This is a genomic window from Clostridium senegalense JC122 (assembly GCF_000285575.1).
In the GTDB taxonomy this organism is placed as follows: domain Bacteria; phylum Bacillota; class Clostridia; order Clostridiales; family Clostridiaceae; genus Clostridium_J; species Clostridium_J senegalense.
Map to the genome: position 1 here is coordinate 697935 of NZ_HE611051.1, position 23993 is coordinate 721927.

The 23993-nt window shown below is 28.8% G+C and carries 22 protein-coding genes, 2 tRNA genes and 1 rRNA gene; 1 reads left to right on the plus strand and 24 read right to left on the minus strand.

Annotated elements, in window-relative coordinates; all coding sequences use genetic code 11:
- Positions 1-118: 118 nt before the first annotated feature.
- The 10 genes from CSGHG_RS11545 to CSGHG_RS11590 all read right to left on the minus strand — a co-directional run bounded on the left by CSGHG_RS11545 (position 119) and on the right by CSGHG_RS11590 (position 9319).
- A tRNA-Thr gene (locus CSGHG_RS11545) sits at positions 119-194 on the minus strand.
- Between the two features lie 84 nt (positions 195-278).
- Positions 279-923, minus strand: coding sequence for an RNA polymerase sporulation sigma factor SigH (gene sigH / locus CSGHG_RS11550; RefSeq protein ID WP_010295378.1), 645 nt, complete (start codon positions 921-923; stop codon positions 279-281).
- A 75-nt stretch (positions 924-998) separates the two neighbouring features.
- Entirely contained in the window at positions 999-1508 is a 510-nt protein-coding gene (locus CSGHG_RS11555) for an NYN domain-containing protein (protein ID WP_010295379.1), read from the minus strand.
- An 18-nt stretch (positions 1509-1526) separates the two neighbouring features.
- Positions 1527-2366 carry a 23S rRNA (guanosine(2251)-2'-O)-methyltransferase RlmB gene (rlmB, locus tag CSGHG_RS23250; RefSeq protein WP_010295380.1) on the minus strand — a complete coding sequence of 280 codons (840 nt, stop codon included), beginning with the start codon at positions 2364-2366 and terminating at the stop codon, positions 1527-1529.
- A 21-nt stretch (positions 2367-2387) separates the two neighbouring features.
- Positions 2388-3191, minus strand: coding sequence for an FAD-dependent thymidylate synthase (gene thyX / locus CSGHG_RS23255; protein WP_010295382.1), 804 nt, complete (start codon positions 3189-3191; stop codon positions 2388-2390).
- Positions 3178-3609 (minus strand): Mini-ribonuclease 3, encoded by a 432-nt coding sequence (locus CSGHG_RS11570; RefSeq protein WP_010295384.1) that lies wholly within the window; start codon positions 3607-3609, stop codon positions 3178-3180. Before CSGHG_RS11570 ends, thyX begins: the two co-directional genes overlap by 14 nt.
- Before the next feature lie 401 nt (positions 3610-4010).
- The gene (ilvA, locus tag CSGHG_RS11575; protein ID WP_010295385.1) at positions 4011-5222 is read right to left on the minus strand and encodes a threonine ammonia-lyase; all 1212 of its coding nucleotides are present in this window, start codon (positions 5220-5222) and stop codon (positions 4011-4013) included.
- 242 nt (positions 5223-5464) lie between these two features.
- The gene (locus CSGHG_RS11580) at positions 5465-7171 is read right to left on the minus strand and encodes a proline--tRNA ligase (RefSeq protein ID WP_010295386.1); all 1707 of its coding nucleotides are present in this window, start codon (positions 7169-7171) and stop codon (positions 5465-5467) included.
- A 356-nt stretch (positions 7172-7527) separates the two neighbouring features.
- The gene (gene ispD / locus CSGHG_RS11585; RefSeq protein ID WP_010295388.1) at positions 7528-8214 is read right to left on the minus strand and encodes a 2-C-methyl-D-erythritol 4-phosphate cytidylyltransferase; all 687 of its coding nucleotides are present in this window, start codon (positions 8212-8214) and stop codon (positions 7528-7530) included.
- Complete coding sequence (locus tag CSGHG_RS11590; RefSeq protein ID WP_010295391.1) at positions 8204-9319, minus strand: PIN/TRAM domain-containing protein; 1116 nt, start codon at positions 9317-9319, stop codon at positions 8204-8206. The genes ispD and CSGHG_RS11590 overlap by 11 nt, the downstream gene beginning before the upstream one ends.
- A 301-nt stretch (positions 9320-9620) precedes the next feature.
- On the opposite strand from CSGHG_RS11590, the gene CSGHG_RS11595 reads away from it, so the two are divergent.
- A complete protein-coding gene (locus CSGHG_RS11595; RefSeq protein ID WP_010295393.1) occupies positions 9621-10025 on the plus strand; it encodes a nucleoside triphosphate pyrophosphohydrolase family protein in 405 nt (134 codons plus the stop codon).
- Positions 10026-10057: 32 nt separating this feature from the next.
- Here the strand turns inward: CSGHG_RS11595 and disA are convergent, their stop codons facing one another.
- The 14 genes from disA to CSGHG_RS11665 form a co-directional block, all read right to left on the minus strand.
- On the minus strand, positions 10058-11122 hold the full coding sequence (gene disA / locus CSGHG_RS11600) for a DNA integrity scanning diadenylate cyclase DisA (RefSeq protein WP_010295395.1): 1065 nt from the start codon (positions 11120-11122) through the stop codon (positions 10058-10060).
- A 155-nt stretch (positions 11123-11277) separates the two neighbouring features.
- Positions 11278-12651: a DNA repair protein RadA gene (gene radA / locus CSGHG_RS11605; protein WP_010295397.1), complete on the minus strand. Its 1374-nt coding sequence runs from the start codon at positions 12649-12651 to the stop codon at positions 11278-11280.
- Positions 12652-12806: 155 nt separating this feature from the next.
- Complete coding sequence (locus CSGHG_RS11610; protein WP_010295399.1) at positions 12807-15236, minus strand: ATP-dependent Clp protease ATP-binding subunit; 2430 nt, start codon at positions 15234-15236, stop codon at positions 12807-12809.
- Position 15237: 1 nt separating this feature from the next.
- Positions 15238-16272, minus strand: a complete 1035-nt coding sequence (locus tag CSGHG_RS11615) for a protein arginine kinase (protein ID WP_010295400.1) — start codon at positions 16270-16272, stop codon at positions 15238-15240.
- A 12-nt stretch (positions 16273-16284) separates the two neighbouring features.
- Complete coding sequence (locus CSGHG_RS11620; protein WP_010295402.1) at positions 16285-16785, minus strand: UvrB/UvrC motif-containing protein; 501 nt, start codon at positions 16783-16785, stop codon at positions 16285-16287.
- A gap of 18 nt (positions 16786-16803) precedes the next feature.
- The gene (locus CSGHG_RS11625) at positions 16804-17322 is read right to left on the minus strand and encodes a CtsR family transcriptional regulator (RefSeq protein ID WP_187117225.1); all 519 of its coding nucleotides are present in this window, start codon (positions 17320-17322) and stop codon (positions 16804-16806) included.
- A 90-nt stretch (positions 17323-17412) separates the two neighbouring features.
- Entirely contained in the window at positions 17413-17637 is a 225-nt protein-coding gene (locus CSGHG_RS11630; RefSeq protein ID WP_010295407.1) for a hypothetical protein, read from the minus strand.
- A 207-nt stretch (positions 17638-17844) separates the two neighbouring features.
- Entirely contained in the window at positions 17845-19590 is a 1746-nt protein-coding gene (locus CSGHG_RS11635; protein WP_010295409.1) for an ABC transporter ATP-binding protein, read from the minus strand.
- 218 nt (positions 19591-19808) lie between these two features.
- Positions 19809-20450, minus strand: a complete 642-nt coding sequence (locus CSGHG_RS11640) for a histidine phosphatase family protein (protein ID WP_010295411.1) — start codon at positions 20448-20450, stop codon at positions 19809-19811.
- Between the two features lie 125 nt (positions 20451-20575).
- On the minus strand, positions 20576-20785 hold the full coding sequence (locus tag CSGHG_RS11645) for a hypothetical protein (protein ID WP_010295412.1): 210 nt from the start codon (positions 20783-20785) through the stop codon (positions 20576-20578).
- Positions 20748-20984, minus strand: coding sequence for a hypothetical protein (locus CSGHG_RS11650; protein WP_010295414.1), 237 nt, complete (start codon positions 20982-20984; stop codon positions 20748-20750). The genes CSGHG_RS11645 and CSGHG_RS11650 overlap by 38 nt, the downstream gene beginning before the upstream one ends.
- A gap of 114 nt (positions 20985-21098) precedes the next feature.
- On the minus strand, positions 21099-23168 hold the full coding sequence (fusA, locus tag CSGHG_RS11655) for an elongation factor G (RefSeq protein WP_010295417.1): 2070 nt from the start codon (positions 23166-23168) through the stop codon (positions 21099-21101).
- Positions 23169-23512: 344 nt separating this feature from the next.
- A 5S ribosomal RNA gene (gene rrf, locus CSGHG_RS11660) occupies positions 23513-23630 on the minus strand.
- A gap of 146 nt (positions 23631-23776) precedes the next feature.
- Positions 23777-23851, minus strand: a tRNA-Asn gene (locus CSGHG_RS11665).
- Positions 23852-23993: the final 142 nt, after the last annotated feature.

Sequence of the window (23993 nt, forward strand, 5' to 3'; positions counted from 1 at the left end):
GTTAACGTGCGGTTTACTTCTTTCAAATTTTTCTTTTGCCATTTATAATTCCTCCTTTTAATCTTTAAATATTTATCCTATAAACTCATCCTGGCGTGTTGTCATCCCTCAACGAGTTTGGAGCCCATAACCGGGATTGAACCGGTGACCTCCACCTTACCAAGGTGACGCTCTACCTACTGAGCTATATGGGCATTTTCCTTATTCAAGTGCGTCGTATAAATTGCTTTATATCAGTTATTCATTATACAATATGTATAATGTATTGTCAACGCAAATCACACTCTTTTATTTAGACATTTTTCTAATTTTCTTTTAACTCTTTGAAGAGCGTTATCTATTGATTTTGCTTGCCTATCAAGGTCACAAGCAATTTCCTGATAAGATTTTCCATCTAAATACGACATTAAAACTTCCATTTCAAGTTCTGATAACACTTGCCCTATTTCATTCTCTATGTTTTGTAATTCTTCTCTACTTATAACTAATTCTTCTGGATCTGAAATCTTAACCCCTGATATTATGTCCATTAAAGTCCTTTCAGATTCCTCATCATATATTGGTTTATTTAAAGATATATAAGTATTTAAAGGAATGTGCTTTTGGCGAGTAGCAGTTTTAACTGCTGTTATTATTTGTCTTGTAACACAAAGCTCTGCAAATGCCTTAAATGATGCCAATTTATCCAATCTAAAATCTCTTATTGCTTTAAATAGTCCAATCATACCTTCTTGATATATATCTTCTCTGTCTGCCCCAATTAAAAAATATGATTTAGCTTTTCCCCTAACAAAATTTTCATATTTACATAACAAGTAGTCTAATGCTTCTTTGCTTCCTTCTCTAGCTAATATAACTATTTCTTCATCCGTTTTATCTATAAAGGAATTTTTATTTTCTCCATTGTCAACCCTTTTTTCCAACAGCATTCCCTCCAAAAATTAACTATGAATTTACTTTAGATTATACAGTATTATAAAATTGCGTCAAGCTTACTATTACTGACTTCTTCTCATCTTTTCTAATATTTTTGCTATATCTTCATCTATCATATCTTCAAATAAGTTCCTCTTTTGAGAGTATACCTTCTCACATTTCTTTCCTATTTTCCTCTCAACTTTCATAACTTCATGATAAAATTCTAAAGAAGACATCCTACTAGCACCCCTTTGGAATGTAACTTGTTGTTCTAAGGAATCAGATGTAACTACATATACTTCAAATTTTCGTCCTATAAGATTCACTTTTTTTTCTATATATCCATCTGCCGTTTCTCCCTCCTTAGTAAATACCACACTTACCTTATCATGTTTTTCTTTTTTTTCATAAGCTCCTTTAACCATATGAGCGTCAAATACCACTTCTATTTTATAACCACAAAACGCTGAGTAATTACGCATTATGTCAAGTAATTTTTCTCTAGCTGACTCATAACTATATTCCTTCATTTCTTTTAGTTCTGGCCAACTATTTATTACATTATATCCATCAACAAAAACTATTCTCACAATGATTAACAAAAGTCATTAAGACTTTTGTTTTAACACCTCATACATTAATATTCCACCTGCTACTGAAGCATTTAATGAAGTTATTTGTCCAACCATAGGTATTTTAACCAACACATCACATTTTTCCTTTGTTAGTTTTGACATACCTTTTCCTTCACTTCCTATAACTAATGCAACCGCTCCACTTAGGTCTGTTTTGTAACATACTTCACCTGACATATCTGCACCATAAATCCAAAGTCCCTGTTCTTTTAATTCATCTATAGTAGTATTTATATTAGTAACTTTCGCTATTCTCATATGTTCTGTAGCACCAACTGCTGTTTTATAAACTGTAGGTGTTACCCCAACATTTTTTCGTTTTGGAATTATAATTCCATGCACCCCACAAACTTCTGCCGTTCTTATTATTGATCCAAAATTGTGTGGATCTTCAATTTCATCTAAGATTATTATAAATGGTTTTTCTTCCTTAGATTTTGCATAATCTAATATATCTTTTATATCATAATATTTATAAGGAGTAACCTTTGCTATAACTCCTTGATGAGCTGAAGTTTGAGACATTTCATCAAGTTTAGCTCTTTCAACATGCTTAATTACAACTCCCTGTTCCTTAGCTAATCCTAAAACAACATTTATAGAGCCTTTAGAATCTCCTTTAGCTACTAATATTTGTTCTATAGTTCTATCAGATTTTAACGCTTCTATAACAGCATTTCTTCCTTCTATCAAATCTTCTCTTACTACTAAATCTTCTTTTATTCTTTCTTCTCTTTCTCTATTTCCTTTAAATTTATTTTCTCTTACTCTATTTTCTTTAAATCTATTATTTTCATCTCTTCTTTTAGTCATAAACTTAACCTCTTTCAAATTTTATAATTGATTATATTTATCTTTAATTTTCAAGATTTCACCACAAGTCATAGTACCCTCTGGGCATGACCCCTTTAAGCATGAAGGGCCTGAAAACTTAAATATTGTAGGTGCCACTTTTTTAGCTTCTTTAAGCATTTCATCCGCCATATTTCTAATTTCCCATTGAGCTCTATTACAACACCTATGAGCAAAGAAATGCATAAGTTCTCTAGCATTCATAGTTACTATAATTTTAGTTTCACATGCGTTTGGGAATACATATCTAGCATCTTCTATAGCTTTTTTTATACTAGAATTTTTAATTCTTTTTTTAACTTTTTCATCTATTTCATCTTCACATTCTAATTTGTTACTTTCTATATATTTTTGAATCTCACTATTATAAGAATCATTGTATAATATTTCAACTATATCATCATAGTCCTTTTGATTTTTTTTCATTGCGTTTATAAAAATCTCTTTGGCTTTTTCATTTTTTTCTATGTTTGGTGGGACTATATATTGAAATTGTTTTAATTTAACATATCTTTGACTTTGTTGTGAATATGAAGCTACTCTATGTCTTACTAATTGATGTGTTAAACTTCTAGATACACCTTCTATAGCAAAGGTAAAACTTATATGTTCCACCGGTGAATAGTGTCCATAATTCATTAACATTTCTATAAATTTATTTGTTTTATTTTCATCTAATCCTTCTAAGATTTCATCAACCCCAACTGAGCTATAGCAAAGTTTAGCTGCTGATGCCACTACTTTTTCTGGATTAGGTGTATGTTCTATAAGTTTAACTTTCAACATTAGTTTTTTCCTCCTCGTATCTTATGATCTTTGTTAATATGTAATCTAATCTTTTTGTTTCTCCACTTAAATATAAATATCCAATTAATGCCTCAAACCCTGTAGCCCATTTATACTCTATAACATCACCATTTTTAGGTGTATGTGATTTACTATTTCTACCTCTTTTAAATATTGCCATTTCCTTCTCATTTAACTCGTCAATAATTTGTTTCATATATTCACATTGAGATTTAGCTTTAACATAGCTTACTGTTTTTTTATGTAATTTATTTACATTCATGCCCCTAAATTTTTCTATCAAATATGTTCTTATAAATACTTCATATACAGCATCTCCAGCCAATGCTAATACTAATGGGTTTAACTGTATTATATCTGTTTCTGAAAATTTATTTTTTATTAAATCAAAATCCATGATTTTCTCCTTATTTTATACTTTGTTTTGAACTATCTTTCTTATAGGTTTTTACATTAACTTTTCAAGTTATTCATTTAAATTTTTTGTATCCAAAAGAGTGATGCGATTTTACAAACTGTTAAAGTCACAACTCTATTTTAAATGAAAATACTTTTAGTTTTTTCAATGAATTTGAATAGGAGTTTGTTTCCCTATACAACATATTATATATCAAACTATGTTGTTTTTACACAATACATATTATCATATTAAATAATTAAATAGAAACTTTCTTATATTTATTTTTTAATTATAACCTTTTTAAATATTTAAAATTAATTAATTTTTTAAAAACAAAAGCGTTTACAACTTTGAAAAGTTATAAACGCTTTTTTATAAAACACTTACGTATTTATGTACTATTTAGTTAATTCTTCTACAGCATATCCTTTTGATGATAATGCTGTTTTTATCATTTCTGCATGATCTTTAGACTCTGTTTCTACTTCAATTTCAATGCTAGAAATTTCTAATCCTTTTGGATTCCAGTTTTTATCTTGTTTTACTTTATAAACATTTCCGCCTAATGATGCTATTTCAGAAATTAAATTTCCTAATTCACCTATTTTATCTTTTAATTCAATTTGTAAAGTTATTCTTCTTTTATTTAAAAGTAATTGTCTATCTATTATTTTAGAAACTGTAGCTATATCTATGTTACCACCACTAACTACTGCAACAACTTTTTTACCTGCATTTTTAACTTTTCCTGATAATAATGCAGCTAGTCCAACAGCACCAGCACCTTCAGCTACAACTTTATTTCTTTCCATTAATGAGAATATTCCGCTTGCTATTTCATCTTCAGTAACTGTAACTATTTCATCAACATATTTTTTAATTACTTCAAATGTTTTATTTCCTGGAGTTTTAACTGATATACCATCTGCTAATGACTTAGGTCCATCAACTGTTACAACTTCTCCTTTTTCTAAAGAAGCTTTACTTGAAGCTATAACATCTGCTTGAACTCCAATTATTTTTATGTTAGGATTTATAGATTTTGCAGCAACTGCTATACCAGCAATAATTCCGCCACCACCAATTGGTACTAAAATAGCGTCTGCATCTGGTAAATCTTCTAATATTTCAAGAGCAATTGTTCCTTGTCCAGCCATTACTTGATCATCATCAAATGGATGTAAGAAAGTAGCGCCTGTTTCCTTTTGAACTTCTACTGCTTTAGCATAACAATCATCATAAACTTCTCCATGTTGTATTACTGTTGCACCATAGTTTTTAGTTGCTTGAACTTTTGCAAGTGGTGCAGTAACTGGCATACATATTGTAGACTTAATTCCAAATGCTGTAGCTGCATAAGCAACACCTTGCGCATGGTTTCCTGCTGATGAAGCAACAACTCCTTTAGCCTTTTCTTCTTCAGTTAAGGATGCTACTTTATTGTAAGCTCCTCTTAATTTGAAAGAACCAGTTTTTTGTTTGTTTTCACATTTTAGATATACTTCATATCCTGTTTGTTTTGAAAAAGTTGATGATACAAATAACGGAGTTTTTCTTGATACCCCTTTAAGATTTTCTTGCGCTTTTTTTACGTCAGCTAATGTTATCATTGTTATTACTCTCCTTTTGTTTGAAAGATTTTTCTTGTTTCAAACATTGACTTTGTTTCAAACATTCGTTTTTGTTTGAAACATTAGTTTTGTTTGAAACGTATATCTTATCAGAAAATTTAATTTAGTTTTTCCCCTTTTTAATAACACTAATAATAGCCCCTTACATTTAAACCCTTATGTTTTATTATAGCTAGCATGATTATAATACATAATCATGCCAGTTATTATCTACTTTTATTTTATAACTTATTTTGTTCAAATTCAACCTTTATTCTGTCAATTATTTCGGAAATTTTAATTTCTTCAACTTCCCCACCATTTCTAAGTTTAAATTCTACTATTCCATCAGTTAATTTTTTACCTACTGTAATTCTCATTGGTATTCCAATTAACTCAGAATCTTTAAATTTAACTCCAACTCTTTCATTTCTATCATCTAAAAGAGCCTTTATTCCTAATTGTTGTAGTTGTAAATAAATTTTTTCCGCTTCTGCTACTTGTTCTTCATTTTTCATAACAGCAGGAATTACAACAATATGATATGGTGCTATTTCTAAAGGCCAAACTATACCATTTTCATCATTATGTTGCTCTATTATAGCTGCCATTGTTCTATTTACACCTATACCATAACAACCCATAACTAATGGTTTATTTTTTCCATCTTCATCAATGAAATTTGCATTCATAGATTTTGAATACTTAGTGCCAAGTTTAAATATATGTCCTACTTCTACGCCTCTAGCAATTGTGATATTTCCACCACATTTAGGACATTTATCTTCAACAGTGATTTTTCTGAAATCTCCCACAATTCCTTCAAAATCTCTTCCATAGTTGGCATTTTCAAAATGATAGTCTGTTTCATTAGCTCCAATAACAAAGTTTTTCATTTTAGTAACTTCTTCATCAATAAACAATTTGTCTACTTTTATTCCTATTGGGCCTGCAAAACCAACTTGCGCGTTAGTTGCATTGATAACTTTTTCACTATCACACATCATGAATTCTACCACACCACCTAGTGCATTTGCAACCTTTATTTCATTCAATTCTCTGTCGCCTCTTACCATAATAGCAACTATTTGTTCATCAGCTTTAAATAATAAAGTTTTTGCTAACTTTTTCTTACTTATTCCTAAACCATTAACTAATTCGTCTATAGTTTTTATATTTGGTGTATGGATTTTATTTAATTCTTTTAAGTCTTCATCTGGTCCTTCTTCTGCTGTAGCTGGTGCTTTTTCAACATTTGCAGCATATTTACACTCATCACAGAATACTATTTCATCTTCTCCAACCTCTGATTTAACCATGAATTCTGCTGATCCTGATCCACCCATAGCTCCTGAATCTGCTTCTACTGGACTAAAATCTAATCTACATCTAGTAAATATGTTACAATATGCTTCATACATTTTATCATATGATAAATCAAGTCCTTTTTCATCTCTATCAAAAGAATATGCATCTTTCATAACAAATTCTCTTGATCTCATCACTCCAAATCTTGGTCTTCTTTCATCTCTATATTTTGTTTGAATTTGGTATAAATTTATTGGTAATTGTTTATATGATTTTATCTCATTTCTTGCAAAATCTGTGAACACTTCTTCATGTGTTGGTCCTAGACAAAATTCTCTTTCATTTCTATCTTGCAATTTGAACATTTCTGGTCCCATAACATCCCATCTTCCAGATTCCTTCCAAAGTTCTGAAGGAAGTAACGCTGAACATAAGAATTCTTGTGCTCCTGCTTTATCCATCTCATCTCTTACAATGTTTTCGATATTTTTTAGCACTTTAAGACCTATTGGTAAATAGTTATACACTCCTGATGCTAACTTTCTCATCATACCAGCTCTTAACATTAATTGATGACTTAATATTTCTGCTTCTGCTGGAACTTCTCTTAATGTTCCTAAATACATATTTGATACTCTCATCTTGCCACACTCCTTAAATCTATATACACTTATTTTTTTGTATAAAAAAAAACTCGTCCCTGTTTTAGGGCGAGTTATATCGCGGTACCACCTAAATTTTGTACTCTCATTTTGATATCGGTATTTATTACCGGTAGTTTTTGCTACTGCTCAAAAGTAGGTTCGAAATTGGTGAAAACATCTCAGCATAAAGTTTTCTCTCTGTATAGTAATTTCTACTATTCTTTATCATCGCTTATCATTATTCTTTTATAAAAGTAAATTTAATATACCATTTTAAAAAAATCATGTCAAGGTAAAAAAAAGGAAAGTAATTTATATATTTTATAATTTTTACTTTCCTAGAATTAATTTTGTTATCTTATATTTTCTATTATCTTTTCAGCTAATAATAAGTCTTCTGGGGTAGTTATTTTTATATTATTATAGCTCCCCTCATAAAGAAATACTTTATTCCCATAATGTTCAACTACCATAGTATCATCAGTAACACTTATATTTTCTTTTAAAATATTTTCATGACATTTTAAAATTAAATCGTATTTAAAAGATTGAGGTGTCTGAACTGCAAATAAATCATTCCTATTTGGTGTTTTTAATGAAAACCCACTATTATCTTTTATCTTTATAGTATCTTTAGGTAATACTCCACAAGCACAAGCTCCATAGACTTTGGAATATTTTATTCCATCCTCTATAATCTTTTCATCAACAAAAGGTCTTGCGCCATCATGTATAAGAACTGTATCACAATCTGTTAATTCCTTAAGCCCATTTAAAACAGAATGTTGTCTTTCCTTACCACCACATACTATCTTCTTTACTTTATCAATTTTATACTTATCAACAATTTCACGTCTACAATAATCTACTTCCTTTTCAGAAGCAACCAATAAAATTTCATCGATTAGATTACAATTATTAAAGGCCATAAGTGTATGGTATAGTATAGGCTTGCAATTAAGTTCTAGAAATTGCTTGTTTTTATTAGCGCCCATTCTCTTTCCTCTTCCTGCTGCTAATACTATTACTTTATTTGCCATTTAACATTTTTACTTCCTCTCTAATTCTTGCAAAAATCATTCTTCCTGCTGCTGTTTGCAATACTGATGTAACTGTTACTATTACAATATCACCAATGTGATTTCTACCATCCTCAACAACAATCATAGTTCCATCATCTAAGTATGCTAGTCCCTGCCCAGATTCCTTACCATCTTTAACTATTTGTATTTTCATATCTTCTCCTGGTAGAACTACTGGTTTTATAGCATTAGCTAACTCATTTATATTCAGCACTGGAACACCCTGAACTTCTGCAACCTTATTTAAGTTATAGTCATTTGTTATTACTTTTCCATTTAAAACTTGTGATAATTTTAATAACTTACTATCAACCTCTGCAATCTCTGGAAAGTCACCTTCCCAAATTTCAACTTTTATACTTAACTCTTTTTGTATTTTATTAAGTATATCAAGCCCTCTTCTTCCTCTATTTCTTTTTAACCCATCACCAGAGTCAGCAATATGTCTTAACTCATCTAATACAAAGTTAGGTATTACAAGAGTTCCCTCTATAAATCCTGTTTGACAAAGGTCAAAAATTCTTCCGTCTATTATCACTGAAGTATCTAGTACTTTAGCCGTACCTTTGGGAATATTTTTTAATTTGCCATCTTTTGATGTAGATCCCTTTTTCATATTAGAAAAAAGATTTAATATATCCTCTTTCTTTCTAATTGCCATATCAGCACAAACCACAACTAATATGACAGTTACTATAAACACTATTATTGTTGAAATAGCAGAATTTGCTTTTACTAGGTTTGCTAGCAATGAAGCAACAATTAAACCTAAAACTGCACCTGCTAGTCCTAATAACATATCTGCTGTCGGTAATTTTTGTAATCTCTTTTCTACACAATCTATCGTTTTAATAATAAGTTTAGTTACATATGCAGATATAAAGTAAAAGAATAACAAAAATAATAAAATACAAAATATAATAAATAAAATTCCTTTAACTGACGATGTTGACATTATTCCTATTTTAGATAATAAATTATAATCTATTACTAGTTTTCCTACTATGTAACCTAAACTTCCTCCCCCTAAAGTTATAAGCACTCTTAATATTTTTTTAATCAATAATATTCACCTCCTATTTAATTATTGACAAATACCACTAATACTATCCTATCTTTATAAATAATATATATTATCAAATATATTATTTCAATAGAGATATATATTTTACAAATATTTTATCACTATTTATTTTATAAAAGTTAAAATTCAGAAACATTTTTATGTTTTTCTCAAAAATTTCCTAACTTTGACCCCCTATCATTATTTAAATTAATAATATATTATAGAGTCATCACATCTCCTCTAGCTTTTTTACAAGAATAAGATTTAGTTATGTTTTTTTATAAGGAGTTGAATGAAAATGAAAGATTTAATTTTTGATGAGTTTCAAAATTCAGTTGATGATTGTTTACTTAGACACAGAAGTATATTAGATATTATGAGTAAACTTGATGAGTCCCAATCTAGGGTTAATAGGTCTATTGTAAAGTGTATAACTTCATGTGGCTGCTTACAAATTGAAGCTTCAAAACAAAAGGTACCTAATGATTTTGATACTTCTGATTTTGATTCTTTTAAAAGTTGTTTTGATACACATGTTAAAGGCCAGCTCTGCGATAATTGTAGAGAGATTATTGAAAAAGAATTAGGTAATCACTTCTTTTATATAGCTTCTTTATGCAATTGCACTAATTTAAATATTTATGATATTTTACTAAAAGAGTATAAAAATATGGTTTCACTTGGAAAATACACCTTAAAGTAATTTATGAAATATAGCACAAATTTAAATTTGTGCTATATTTGTTTTTGAATATGATATTGCTCTTTAAATTTTTCGAACCAATCACTAATATATTTAGCTCTTATCTCCCCAATACCTTCTACTGAATCTAATTCAGCTACTGTTGCTGATATAATAAACCTCAATTCTTTAAATTGATTTACTAAATTTTCTATCACCGTTGATGGCAATCTATATATTTTATTTAAAATTCTATATCCTTTGGGATAAACTATAGTTTCTGTTAATGAGCAATTAGAATAACCTAATATTTTAGATATATTATTCAAATCTAAAAGTTCTTCTTCTGTTAACTTTGCCAAGTTTTTATATATATTACCTGAACAAATATCATGTCCACAGTAATCCTTCATAAGATATATCGCCTCTTCTTCAACATTTTTTATAAGCTCTTTTAGTTGCATATCTATTAGTCTACCTTCATTTCCAAGTTCATAAATATATGTCTCTATTTCTTTAATTATTCTCATTATAAGTTCAACTCTTTGAATTGCTGTAGTTATATCTGTTAATGTTACGTTACCATTAGTTTCAAGTACATTTAAATTTACAATAGCTTTATCAAAAACTACTGTATATTTTTCTAAAGTATGTATAGCTTGATTGGCTTTAGCTAATATTTCGCTACTTTCTTTTAACACATATTTTAAATCACCTTTATATAAAGTTATTATATTTCTTCTTTGCGATATAGCTATAACTATACTATTAGTCTGTTTCGCTACTCTTTGCGCTGTTCTATGCCTAGTTCCTGTTTCATATGTACTTATTGAAGAATTAGGCAATAACTGAGTATTTGCTAATAAGATTTTCTTTAAATCACTACTTACAACTATAGCACCATCCATTTTAGCCAATTCATATATATATGCAGGAGTATAATCAGCATTTATATTAAAACCACCATCAGCTAAATTTAGTATTTCATTGCTATCACTTAAAACTATAAGTCCACCTGTTTTTGCTCTTAAAATATTATCTAAACCCTCTCTTAATAATGTTCCTGGGGCCATCATTTTTAACACATTCATTAATTCATTGTTTTTCTCTTCTTTCATATAATCCACTACTACAAACTCACAAAAGTAATAATGGGTTTCACTCCCTTCATTATTCAAACTTCCTTTAATTTTTATAATCCAATAGGTGATTGCATAAGTATGATATACTAAATTACTATTATAGTAAAATGCTTTTTTAAAAAATATTAACCTTAAAACACTTTCCCCATTGCTTCCTTAACCGTTGTTATCCCTATAATATTTACCCCTTTAAATTTATCGCCTAATTTTTCTTTACTTTTATAAGGCATTATAATATTTTTAAATCCCATTTTTTGTCCCTCATTTACAATCCTCTCTATATTGGATATAGGGCGAACTTCTCCTGTTAGTCCAACTTCACCAACAAATAGTGGTCTTTCTAACTTCACTGTTCTACCCTTAGCACTAGATATTAATGCTACTGCTAATCCTAAATCTCCAAATGTCCCTTCTAAATTCAACCCACCAACTACATTAACATAAACATCACTACTATAAAAAGGTATTTTTAATTTTTTCTCTAAAACAGCTAAAATAAGACTCATTCTTGAATGATCAATTCCTACAGAAGTTCTTCTTGGCATAACTGCTTTAGTTTCACTTACTAATGCTTGTATTTCTACTAATAATGGTCTTGTACCCTCTATTGTTGCAATAACAACAGATCCTTCTTGCTCAAAAGATGTTTCTTGCAAAAACACACTAGACGCATCCAAAATTTCTTCAAGTCCACTTTCCCTCATTTCAAAGACCCCAATTTCACTAGTAGTCCCAAAACGATTCTTTATAGTCCTTAGAATTCTAAACTCTTGTGTTCTTTCACCCTCAAAATATAAAACTGTATCAACCATATGCTCTAAAACTCTAGGTCCTGCAAGTTCCCCCTGTTTAGTTACATGTGCTACTATAAAAAGTGGTATATCTTTTGTTTTACCTATTCTCATTAAATCATTTGTACATTCTCTAACTTGAGAAACACTTCCTGGTGCTGAAGTTATTTGAGATTTAAATAAAGTTTGAATAGAATCTATAATTACAAATACAGGATTCATATTTTCTATATGCTCTTCAATTAGATTTATACTAGTTTCTGAAAGAATATATAAATTATCACTTATACAATCTAATCTCTCAGCTCTCATTTTTATTTGTTCTTCTGACTCCTCACCAGATACATATAAAACTTTTCCATACTTATCTGCTATCCTTTTAGCAGTTTGCAGTAGTATTGTAGATTTTCCTATACCTGGATCTCCAGATATAAGCGTTAACGAACCTTTAACTAATCCACCACCAATTACTCTATTCAATTCATTAATTCCTGTATCAAATCTTTCAAATTGACTTGATTTTATATCTTTTATATTTTGTGGCTTCCCTCCGCCACTTATAGTAACCGCTCTATTAAATACAACTGCCTTTTCTGGGACCTTAACTTCTTCTATCATAGTATTCCAACTATTACAATTAAGGCATTTTCCCATCCATTTAGGCGACTCATATCCGCATTGACTGCATACATATACATTCTTAGTCTTTGCCATAACCTTTCCTCCAAACTTATGTAATTGATTTCTTTCTTTATTCTCTTAATACTTTAATTATATTCCCTTTTACTTATAACTCAAAATATGTTCCAGTTTTTAAAAATAAAGGTGTAATTTCATTAATAAAATTACACCTTTATATCTTACTAATATTATTCTTTAGTTATTTTTAAGTTATCATTATCTACTGTAACAATTACACTGTCTCCAGTATTTACATTTCCTTTTAAAATTTCTTCTGCTAATTTATCTTCTATAATTTTAGTTATAGCTCTTCTTAAAGGTCTTGCTCCATAGGTTGGGTCAAAACCTTCTTTTGCTAAAAATTCCTTTGCTTCATTAGAAAATTTTATATTTATATTTTGTTGTTGTAATCTATCTGATAATACATTAAGCATTAATTCTACTATTTTTAATAAATCACTTTCATTTAGCTTATGGAATACTATTATATCATCTATTCTATTTAAAAATTCAGGTCTAAAAGTTAATTTTAGTTTTTCCATAATATTTTCTTTCATTTTTTCATGTCCTGTACTTGCTTCTAGTGAATTTTTAGCGAATCCAATTGTATTTTGTTTTTTTATGTCTGAAGCTCCTACATTTGAAGTCATTATTATTATTGTATTTTTAAAGTTTACTGTTTTACCTTTTCCATCAGTAAGTCTTCCATCTTCTAAAATTTGAAGCAATGCATTAAATACATCAGGATGTGCTTTTTCTATTTCATCAAATAAAATTACTGAATAAGGATTTCTTCTTACTTTCTCTGTTAATTGTCCACCTTCATCAAAACCTACATATCCAGGAGGTGCCCCTATAAGCTTAGATACAGAATGTTTCTCCATATACTCTGACATATCAATTCTTATCAAATTATTTTCATCACCAAACATAGCTTGTGCTAAAGCTTTAGTAAGCTCTGTTTTACCTACACCTGTAGGTCCTAAGAATATAAAAGAACCTATCGGTCGCTTAGGATCTTTAAGTCCAACCCTTGCTCTTCTTACTGCTTTTGATATAGATTCTACAGCCTCATCTTGCCCTATAACTCTTCCATGTAAAATCTCTTCAAGTTTCAAAAGCCTAGTTGCTTCAGTTTCTGTTAATTTTTCAATTGGTATATTAGTCCATCTTGAAATAATATTTGCTACATGACTTGCATCTACTATAGAATTTGCATCATTCTTTTTAGATGACCATTGTTTTTCCTCTTTTTCAATCTCTTCTTTTATTGATTTTTCTTTATCCCTTAAAGATGCTGCTTTTTCAAAATCTTGCATAGTTATAGCATCTGATTTTTCTTTTGTCGCTTGTTCTAGTTTTTCCTGTAAATCTTTTAAGCATTTTGGTGTTGTTAAATTTTCTATTCTCATTTTTGCACCAGCTTCATCTATAAGATCTATAGCCTTGTCTGGTAAAAACCTATCTGTAATATATCTATCTGAAAGTTTTACTGCTGCCTCTATTGCTTCATCTGTAATTTGAACTCTATGATGTGCTTCATACTTATCTCTTAATCCTTTTAAGATTTCTATAGCCTCTTCCTTAGTAGGTTCATCTACTAATACTGACTGAAACCTTCTTTCTAATGCAGCATCTTTTTCTATATATTTTCTGTATTCATCTAAAGTTGTAGCACCTATACATTGTATTTCACCTCTAGCTAATGCTGGTTTTAATATATTAGATGCATCAATTGCACCCTCTGCACCACCAGCACCAACAATAGTGTGAATCTCATCTATAAATAAAATAACATTTCCAGCCTTAGCAACCTCTTCTATAATATTGTTTAATCTCTCTTCAAATTCACCTCTATATTTTGAACCTGCAAGAACAGAAGACATATCTAAAGATACAACCCTTTTTTCTTTTAAAATTTCTGGTATATTACCGGATGCTATTTTCTGAGCTAAACCTTCAGCTATGGCTGTCTTACCAACCCCTGGATCACCTATAAGACATGGATTATTTTTCATTCTTCTACAAAGTATTTCCAAAACCCTTTCTGTCTCTTTATCTCTTCCTATGATAGGATCAAGTTTTCCTTCATATGCTAAGTCGGTTATATCTTTTCCATACTTATCTAAAGTTTTGGTATCTTTTTTACTTTTCTTACTATGAGATTTAATATTACTTTCTTCTCCTTTAATAGCCTTTTGAATATCTTTATATAACTTTAATGGATCAGCGCCTAAATTTACAATTATCGTATAGGCTACTCCCTCACCCTCTCGTATAAGTGCCAAAGTCATATGCTCTGGAGATATATAATTTTGATTTAAACTTCTTGCTTCAACTAAACTAATTTCAAATAATCTCTTTGTTCTTGGAGTTAAAGCAATTTCATTTTCACTCATTTCAATATTACCATAGCCAACATAAGCTTCTATCAAATTTTTTACATTATCATAGTTGATATTAAAATCATTTAATATATTTTTAGAAATTCCATCGTCCTCTTTTAAGACTGCTAATAAAATATGTTCTGTTCCAACATATCCATGTTTAAATTCCCTTGACTCATCATTTGCATACATAAGCACATTTCTTGCTCTTTCAGTAAATCTATTAAACATATTAAACACCTCGCTTAATAAAATTTTCCCTAATTACTATAGCTCTATAAAAATTTATATTGTCATTTTTAATTTCATTTTTAAATTTATCTTGTAATGCTGGTAAGCTTATATCTATTAGTAATTTATTTAAAGAAGTTTTACTTATATCTTTAATTAAACCTAACTCTATACCTAACCTTATCATAGATAATAACTCCATACTTTCTTTATAATCTATAATTATTGCTGTACTTAAAATTCCTCTAGCTCTCATTATTCTATCTTCCATCTCATATTTATAGCTATTCATGAGTCTTGTTCTTGCTTCTTTTTCTTTATCTATTATTTGATATATCATAGCATTAAGTCCATTAATTATTTCTTCTTCTGTAGGACCTAAAGTTATTTGATTAGATATTTGAAATATATTTCCGTAACCTTTAGAGCCTTCCCCATACAAACCTCTTATAGTCATTCCCATTTTGCTAACTGCATTAAAAGCATTTTCTATTTCCCTCGTCATACAAAGGCAAGGTAAATGAACCATTACGGAAGCTCTTACCCCTGTCCCTACATTAGTTGGACATGCAGTTAAATATCCTATATCACTATCATAAGCAAACTCTAATTTTTCCTCTATAATATTATCTATTTTATTTATATTTTCATAAATTTCCTTTAAACTTAAACCATTAGATATACCTTGTATTCTTAAATGATCTTCTTCGTTAATCATTACGCTAATGGTTTCATTATTGTTTAATATTACTGCACCTATATCCTTATTTTTTAAAAGAGATTTACTTACAATGTGTTTTTGAAATAGCATTTCCTTTTCAATCTCTGTTTTTTCATCTAACCTTATTGTTTTAAAATCTTCTTTAAAATTCTCATCTAAATAAAAAGCATCTTCTATATTTTTAATAATCTCATCAGCAGTTTCTTTATTAATTTTATTTGGGAAGGGATATCCTTTTAGATTTCTTGCTAATCTTATTCTACTACTTAAAATTACATTATCCTTTACGCCTTCAGCATTTATCCAATTTTCCATAGTATTCTTCCCCTACCTTTCTAACTCTCTAATAACATCTCTAATTTCTGCTGCCTTTTCATATTCTTCTTTTTCTATAGCATTTTTAAGTTTTTCTTTTAACTGTAAAACTTCTCTTTTCTTCTTAAGTTCATTTCCATATTTTTGTGGTATTTTACCATTATGCATACTACTTAATTGAACTCTTTTTATAATAGCTGTCATTGCTTCGCTAAAACTCTCATAACATTGATCACAACCTAATAAACCTGTTTTTTTAAAATCTTCATAAGTTTGACCACATTTTTTACAACATACTTTATTAGATATTTGTTCTTCTCGATTATTAGCCATATAATCAATAAAACCACTTAAAATATTTTGAAACGAGAACTGAGATGAAAAATCTGCATCTAGACCTATAGCATTATTTTTAGCACACACTTCACATAAATGTTCCTCATATTTTACACCATTAACAACCTTTGTTATATGAAAATTTGCCTCATTCTTTTTACATCTGCTACAAATCAAAATTACCCCTCCATTTTATTATTCTAATATATTAAAAATTATGGACTTTAGTATATCTGCCCTTAATCTATTCTTACTATTTCCAATACAAGATAATGTTCTGTCATTTAATGTTATCTTAATTATCTCTTCTTCTCTTTCGCTTATTATTTGTTCCTCTTTTAAAGCTTCTAAAATACTTACAGTATTATTATATGTTATATAATCTCCTATTTTTTCATTAAGAATTTCTAAAAGATTATTATGGATTGTATATTCTATTTTTATAATTTTTATACATCCTCCTCCCCCTCTTCTGCTTTCTATGTAATAACCTTTTTCTCTTGTGAATCTGGTAGATAATACATAATTTATTTGAGATGGCGCACAACTAAAATAATCTGCTAATTCGTTTCTTTGTATCTGAATTTGATTATCTATAGACTCATCTACTAACTCTTTTATAAAACTCTCTATTAAATCTGATAACTTAGCCACAAAATCACCTTTTCCATATTTTTCATTTACCTTGACTTTCTTTGACCTTAATATTATCATACAATATTTGTATTATACTTTCAAATATTATTTTTTCCATTTCTACCTTTTATATTCACATATTATAAAAGCACAACAAAGAACTTTTCCTTATTGGAAAAGCTCTTTGTTTATATATTTTCTATCTTTATATAATGTTGAAATGCCCTTTTCAAAATCATAGTAATTTATCTTAATACAATCATCTTCATAATATCTAATATGAACTGTTTCTTCTGATTTTAATTCCACTTCTACTAAACTTGTTTCTTTCTCATATGAAAAGTTTTTTACTTTATTTATCAATTCACATATATTACTTTTGTTTTTTATCATAATTTTCTCTCCTATCTCATTTCCATTTTACTCTTAAGTTAATATTCTATATTTTTTTCTTATTTCCTTTTTTTCCATAAACATAGATGTTTTTCTTTTGCTATTGTACTTAAGAAGGATGATTATTTTTATGATAATTTATTTTTTATAATTTAAAACAGAAAGTTAATTTATGATTATATTGCAGTTATAAGAAAATATTATAGCTTACTCAACTATAATATCTTCTTCTAAATTTGTATTGGTAAATTGACAATTGTACAAGTTAAAATAAATACCCTTTCTATTTAATAATTCATTATGATTTCCTTGTTCTTCAATTCCCTCGCTAGTTATTACCACTATTGTATCTGCATTTTTTATAGTAGATAACCTATGTGCAACTACTATTGTAGTTCTTCCTTTGGATAACTTTTCAAGAGATTTTTGAATCATTATCTCAGTTGCATTATCTAAAGCTGAAGTTGCCTCATCTAATATTAAAATAGGCGGATTTTTCAAAAATATTCTAGCTATCGCTACTCTTTGCTTTTGTCCACCTGAAAGTTTTATACCTCTTTCTCCAACATAGGTATCATAACCATCTGGAAGAGATTCTATAAACTCATGAATATTAGCATTCTTAGCCGCTTCAATAATTTCTTCATCTGTAGCCTCTGGATTTCCATATAAAATGTTTTCTTTTATTGTTCCTGTAAATAAAAATACTTCCTGTTGAACTATTCCTATATTTTTTCTTAATGATTTTATTTTTAAATCTTTTACATCTATATCATCTATAGTAATATTTCCATCATTAACATCATAAAACCTAGGTAGTAAATTACAAATAGTAGTTTTACCTCCTCCTGATGGTCCTACCAAAGCTACAGTTTGTCCACTTTGAATATCTAAATTTATCTTGCTTATAACTTCTTCACTATCTTTATATTTAAATGTTACATCATTAAACTTTATATTTCCTATAGCATTTTTTAATTCTATTGCATTATCTTTTTCAACAATATCTGTCTTTGTATTAATAATTTCTAGAAATCTTTTAAATCCAGACATTCCACTTTGATATTGCTCTATAAATGCAGTAAGTCTTCTTATTGGTTGCATAAAATATGTTATATATAAAAGATAGGCAACTAACTCTGATATAGTTATATATTCTTTGTATGCAAAGTATCCACCAGCACCTATAACTACAACATTTAGCATATCTACCATAAACCTTATTCCAGCTAAAAATTCAGCCATACACTTATAAGAATAACTTCTGGCAGTTTTAAATTGAACATTATTATCATCAAATTTTTCCATCTCATAATCTTCATTTGTAAATGCTTTTGCAACTCTAATTCCAGAAATACTATCCTCTAAACTGCCATTAACATCTGCTATCTTTTTTCTTACATTATCAAATGACCTTGCCATCTTAACCCTTTTAACCATAGCAAACCAAACTATGAATGGAATAAAAGCAAATATTATCAGTGTTAAGGTTATATTTATTTTACAAAGTAATATGAATGAACCTATTAACATGACTAAAGAAATAAATAAATCTTCTGGTCCATGATGTGCAAGTTCAGATATTTCCATTAAATCATTGACTATTCGTGACATTAAGTGGCCTGTCTTATTATCATCAAAATAACTAAATGGTAATGTTTGCAAATGAGAAAAAATTTCTTTTCTCATATCATACTGAATTCTAACCCCCATTACATGACCCCAATAATCTATTATATAATTACATATTAATTTGATAACATATAATACAGTTAAAGCTATTGTAAATTTTATTATCATATTAATATTTTTATTGGGAATACCGTAATCTAACAACTCTTTTGTAATCATTGGAAAAAACAAATCTAGTGCCGCAACCAAAAAAGCACATACCATATCAATAATAAATATGAGCCTATGTTCTTTGTAGTAAGAAACAAATTTTCTTATCATACTATCCCCCCATAGATTATTTTATTTTTAGTTATATACTAATTCCATTTAATATATAACTTCTAAATAATAAAATTAACTTATAATATTAATTTTATTCCCCTAATTTTTAAAATCTAATACAACTGAATTGTTATAAATTATATAAAAATCAATCATCATAAAAAATAAACTATCCTATATTATATCATACATATATGTATATATATGTAATTTATTTAAAATTGATTATATTCTTTAAAAGTATATTGATGATGAGATGCATCCGCATTGGTAATAATCTTATAATTTTCATCTTCATCAAATTCAACAACAGTTAAACTAGTTTGTTTTATAAATGGAGGTTCCCACAAATCTTTAATTTCTTTCTTTTGTAGTGCACACATAAAACCTTTTAAAACTGTAGTATGAGTTACTACTAAAATTTCTTTTCCCTTATTTTCTCTTACCATTTTCATAATAGTTCTATATGCTCTATCCCTAACTTCTTCGAAGCTTTCTGCACCCTCTACTGTTATGTACTTTTCTGGTTTATTCCAATAATTATAATGATTTTCTTTATTTAATTCACTTATTTCCTCCTGAGTTAATCCTTGCCATACCCCCAGTCTTATTTCTCTTAAGTCTAAACTTGGCACTATTTCAATATCCCTATCACCTTTTATTATTTCTGCAGTTTTATAAGCTCTATCTGATGAACTAGTATATATTTTACTAAAGTTTATATTTTCTACCCTATCTCTTAGCCATTGGGCTTGTACTTTTCCTAGTTCTGTTAAAGGAGAATCGTTCCACCCTTGCATCTTACCAAGTTTGTTCCATTCAGTTTCTCCATGTCTTGTTATGTATAATTTTGTCATATACTCTCCCCCTCGTTTTAAAATTATAGCTTATATTTAAACTATTCTATAAATTCATTATAAATTTTTTTTATACTTTATTGCAACTTTAATTTTAAAATAAAAAAAGAGCCTATAAAGCTCTTTTAATCTTTTGGAGTTCTTTTGCCATGTATAACTGAATCTATGTATATGTCACCAACCCAATTTTTAACTCCATATGATGGTATATAATTTGTTTCTTCAAAATTATTATAATCTTTTTCACCTTCATTATAGGGTCTATATTCTTCTCGCAATATTTTATCAGTTTCTATTTCATTTTTTCTTATTCGCTCTAATGAAAAGCCGGCCATCTTCATTTCCTCCTTTTTCCAATATATTAAATTTTTCTGTTTGTAGCATGTTACATAAAACTTGTATGTCCTCTTCATTACTATTTTCCATCATAACAGTGAATTCATCTTCTGGTCCTATTATTTCCATATAATCGTGTATATTACTGTAGTCGCTTAAATTTATTCTACCTATTATGTTCATTTTATAGTAAGACATATTAGCCCCCTAAACATTTTATTTATATTATTGCTACTAAAAATAAATATTATTCAATTAATACAAAAAAGATGTCAATTTATTTATTGACATCTTTTTTAATACTTTATATAACTAACTTATTTCTTTTATAACTTTATTAACTACCTCTATTGGAACCTCTTCATATCTTTCAAAATTAGTATTGAACTCACCTCTTGCACCAGTTATAGACCTTAAGTCAGTAGCATAATCATAAAGTTCTGCTTGAGGTACTTCCCCTATAATCTTTTGGCCATTATCTATAGGTTCCATTCCAAGTATTCTTCCTCTTTTCTTATTTATATCCGCTATAACATCACCCATATATTCATCTGGAATTATTATCTCTATTCTCATTATAGGTTCTAATAATACCGGTTCCGCCTCTTGTAATCCCTTTTTATATGCTAAAGATGCTGCTACTTTAAAAGCCATTTCTGAGGAATCTACTGGATGATAAGATCCATCATGCAATGTAGCCTTTAATCTTATAACTGGATATCCAGCTAAAATACCTTTGTTTACACAATCTTTTAACCCTTTTTCTACAGCAGGTATATACTGTCTTGGTACAACTCCCCCTACAACCTTATCAACAAACTCTAAACTATCATCGCCATCATTTCTTGGTTCAAATTTTATCTTAACATCGCCATATTGACCATGTCCACCAGATTGTTTTTTATATTTACCTTGCACATCAGCAGTCTTTTTAATCGTTTCTCTATAAGGTGTTTTAGGAAGCTCTAATGATACATCTACACCAAATTTAGACTTTAATTTGCTAACTATTACTTCTAAATGAGTAGATCCAATTCCTGATATTATTGTTTCAGCATTTTCTAAATCTCTACTAACTGAAAATGTTGGATCCTCTTCTAAAAGTTTGGATAATCCATTTGATATCTTATCCTCGTCACCTTTTGATTTAGTCATTACTGCTCTTGAATATACTGGTTTTGGGAAAGTGGATGTTTCAAATGTAATCATACGTCCTTTATTGCATAGCGTATCCCCTGTATTTGTACAATTAAGTTTTGATACTGCCCCTATATCACCAGCTTTAATTTCACTTGTTGTATACTGTTGTTTTCCTCTTAAAAAATACAATGTTCCCATTTTTTCTTCTTTCTTTTTGTTTGCATTCATAACAACTGTATCAGCTTTAGCTTTTCCAGTTATTACTCTAAACATTGATAATTTTCCAACAAAAGGATCTGCAATAGTTTTAAATACTAATGCTGAAAATGGTTCTTCTTCATTTATTTTTATATCTATATAATTATCATTTTTTAAATTTTTTGCTTTATATAATGTTGTATCAACTGGTGATGGAAAACATTCTATTATATCTTCAAGTAATGTGTGTACTCCCACCCCTGTAGTTGATGATCCACACATTATAGGAGCTATTTCGCCAACAGATGCCCCTTTAACTAATCCATCATATATTTCTTCTTCGCTTAACTCACCTTCATTAAAATATTTATCTAATAAAACTTCATCCATTTCTGCTACAGCTTCCATTACCATTTGTCTACATTCATCTATTTTATCTTTTATGCTTTCTGGAATTTCTGTTTCTTCCATCTTTTTTGTTTGAGGGTTAAATATTCTAGCCTTTTTAGATATAACATTTACTAATCCTTTAAAATCATTCTCTGATCCTATAGGATACTGTATAGGGACTGCTGATATTCCAAATCTATCTTGTATTTGATTTAATGTTTTTTCAAAATTACTATTTTCTCTATCTAATTTATTTATAAAAAAAGCTTTTGGAATTTTTTTCTCTTTAGCATACTCATATGCTTTTTCTGTCCCAACTTGTATACCAGATACAGCACAAACTACAACCATTGCTAAATCTACAGCATTTAATCCTTCTATCATCTCGCCTATAAAATCAAAATAGCCTGGAGTATCAACTAGGTTTAATTTTACATTTTCCCATTCACAAAATGACACTGCTGTTGAAATTGAAACTTTTCTTCTTTTCTCTTCTACATCAAAATCACTAATTGTGTTTCCTTCTTCTATTCTACCTAATCTATCAGTACTACCAGTATAATAAAGCAATGCCTCCATTAAGCTAGTTTTACCTGAATCACTGTGTCCAACTATTCCTATGTTTCTAAGGTTATTTACCTTATATTGTTTCATAAGCTATCCCTCCCATTGATTTAGAGATTTTCCAGTGTATTTTCTTTATTCTATATTCCTTGTAGAATCCCTTTTAATATTTAAAATTTTCAAAATATTAAGAATATATTTACATACTCTTAACCGTTCCGAAATACATTAATTAACTACATATCAAATTATATTTTAAATAATACACATTTATTCATAAAATCAATGATTTTTATCAACATATTAAGTATGAATTGTTGATAAGATAACCTTTTAGTATTTATATTGTTAATAACTTCTCCTAAAATCAATTTATAATCTAATTTTAGGGAAAATAAAAAAGCTAGGTTTTAATGACCTAACTTTTTTTAGTTACCTGGCAACAACCTACCCTCCCACACAGTCTCCCGTGCAGTACTCTCGGCGTCTAGAGGCTTAACTTGCCTGTTCGGAATGGAAAGGAGTGTTACCCTCTAAACCATCATCACCAGATTTTAAATTAATATAAGCTACGTACTGCGTCGTCAATTTCCTTCGTTTCTATGCTCATTTATATAAATAAACTCCGCTTCTCACTCAGTCATTTCCTAGCATTACTTGCTTCTCTTAATTTATTTAAAAATTTTATTTTAAAAATATGGCTCCGCGAAAAGGATTCGAACCTTCAACCTATCGGTTAACAGCCGAGTGCTCCACCGTTGAGCTATCGCGGAATATTTTAAAATTCTTATAAACTTCGTATTTCGTCGTCAATTTCAGTCATTGTGGTACTCACTTATTATTAATAAGCTCCGCTCCTCATTCCTTCATTTCCTAGAACTACTAGTTTCTAATAATTTTATATTTTTTCCAGAG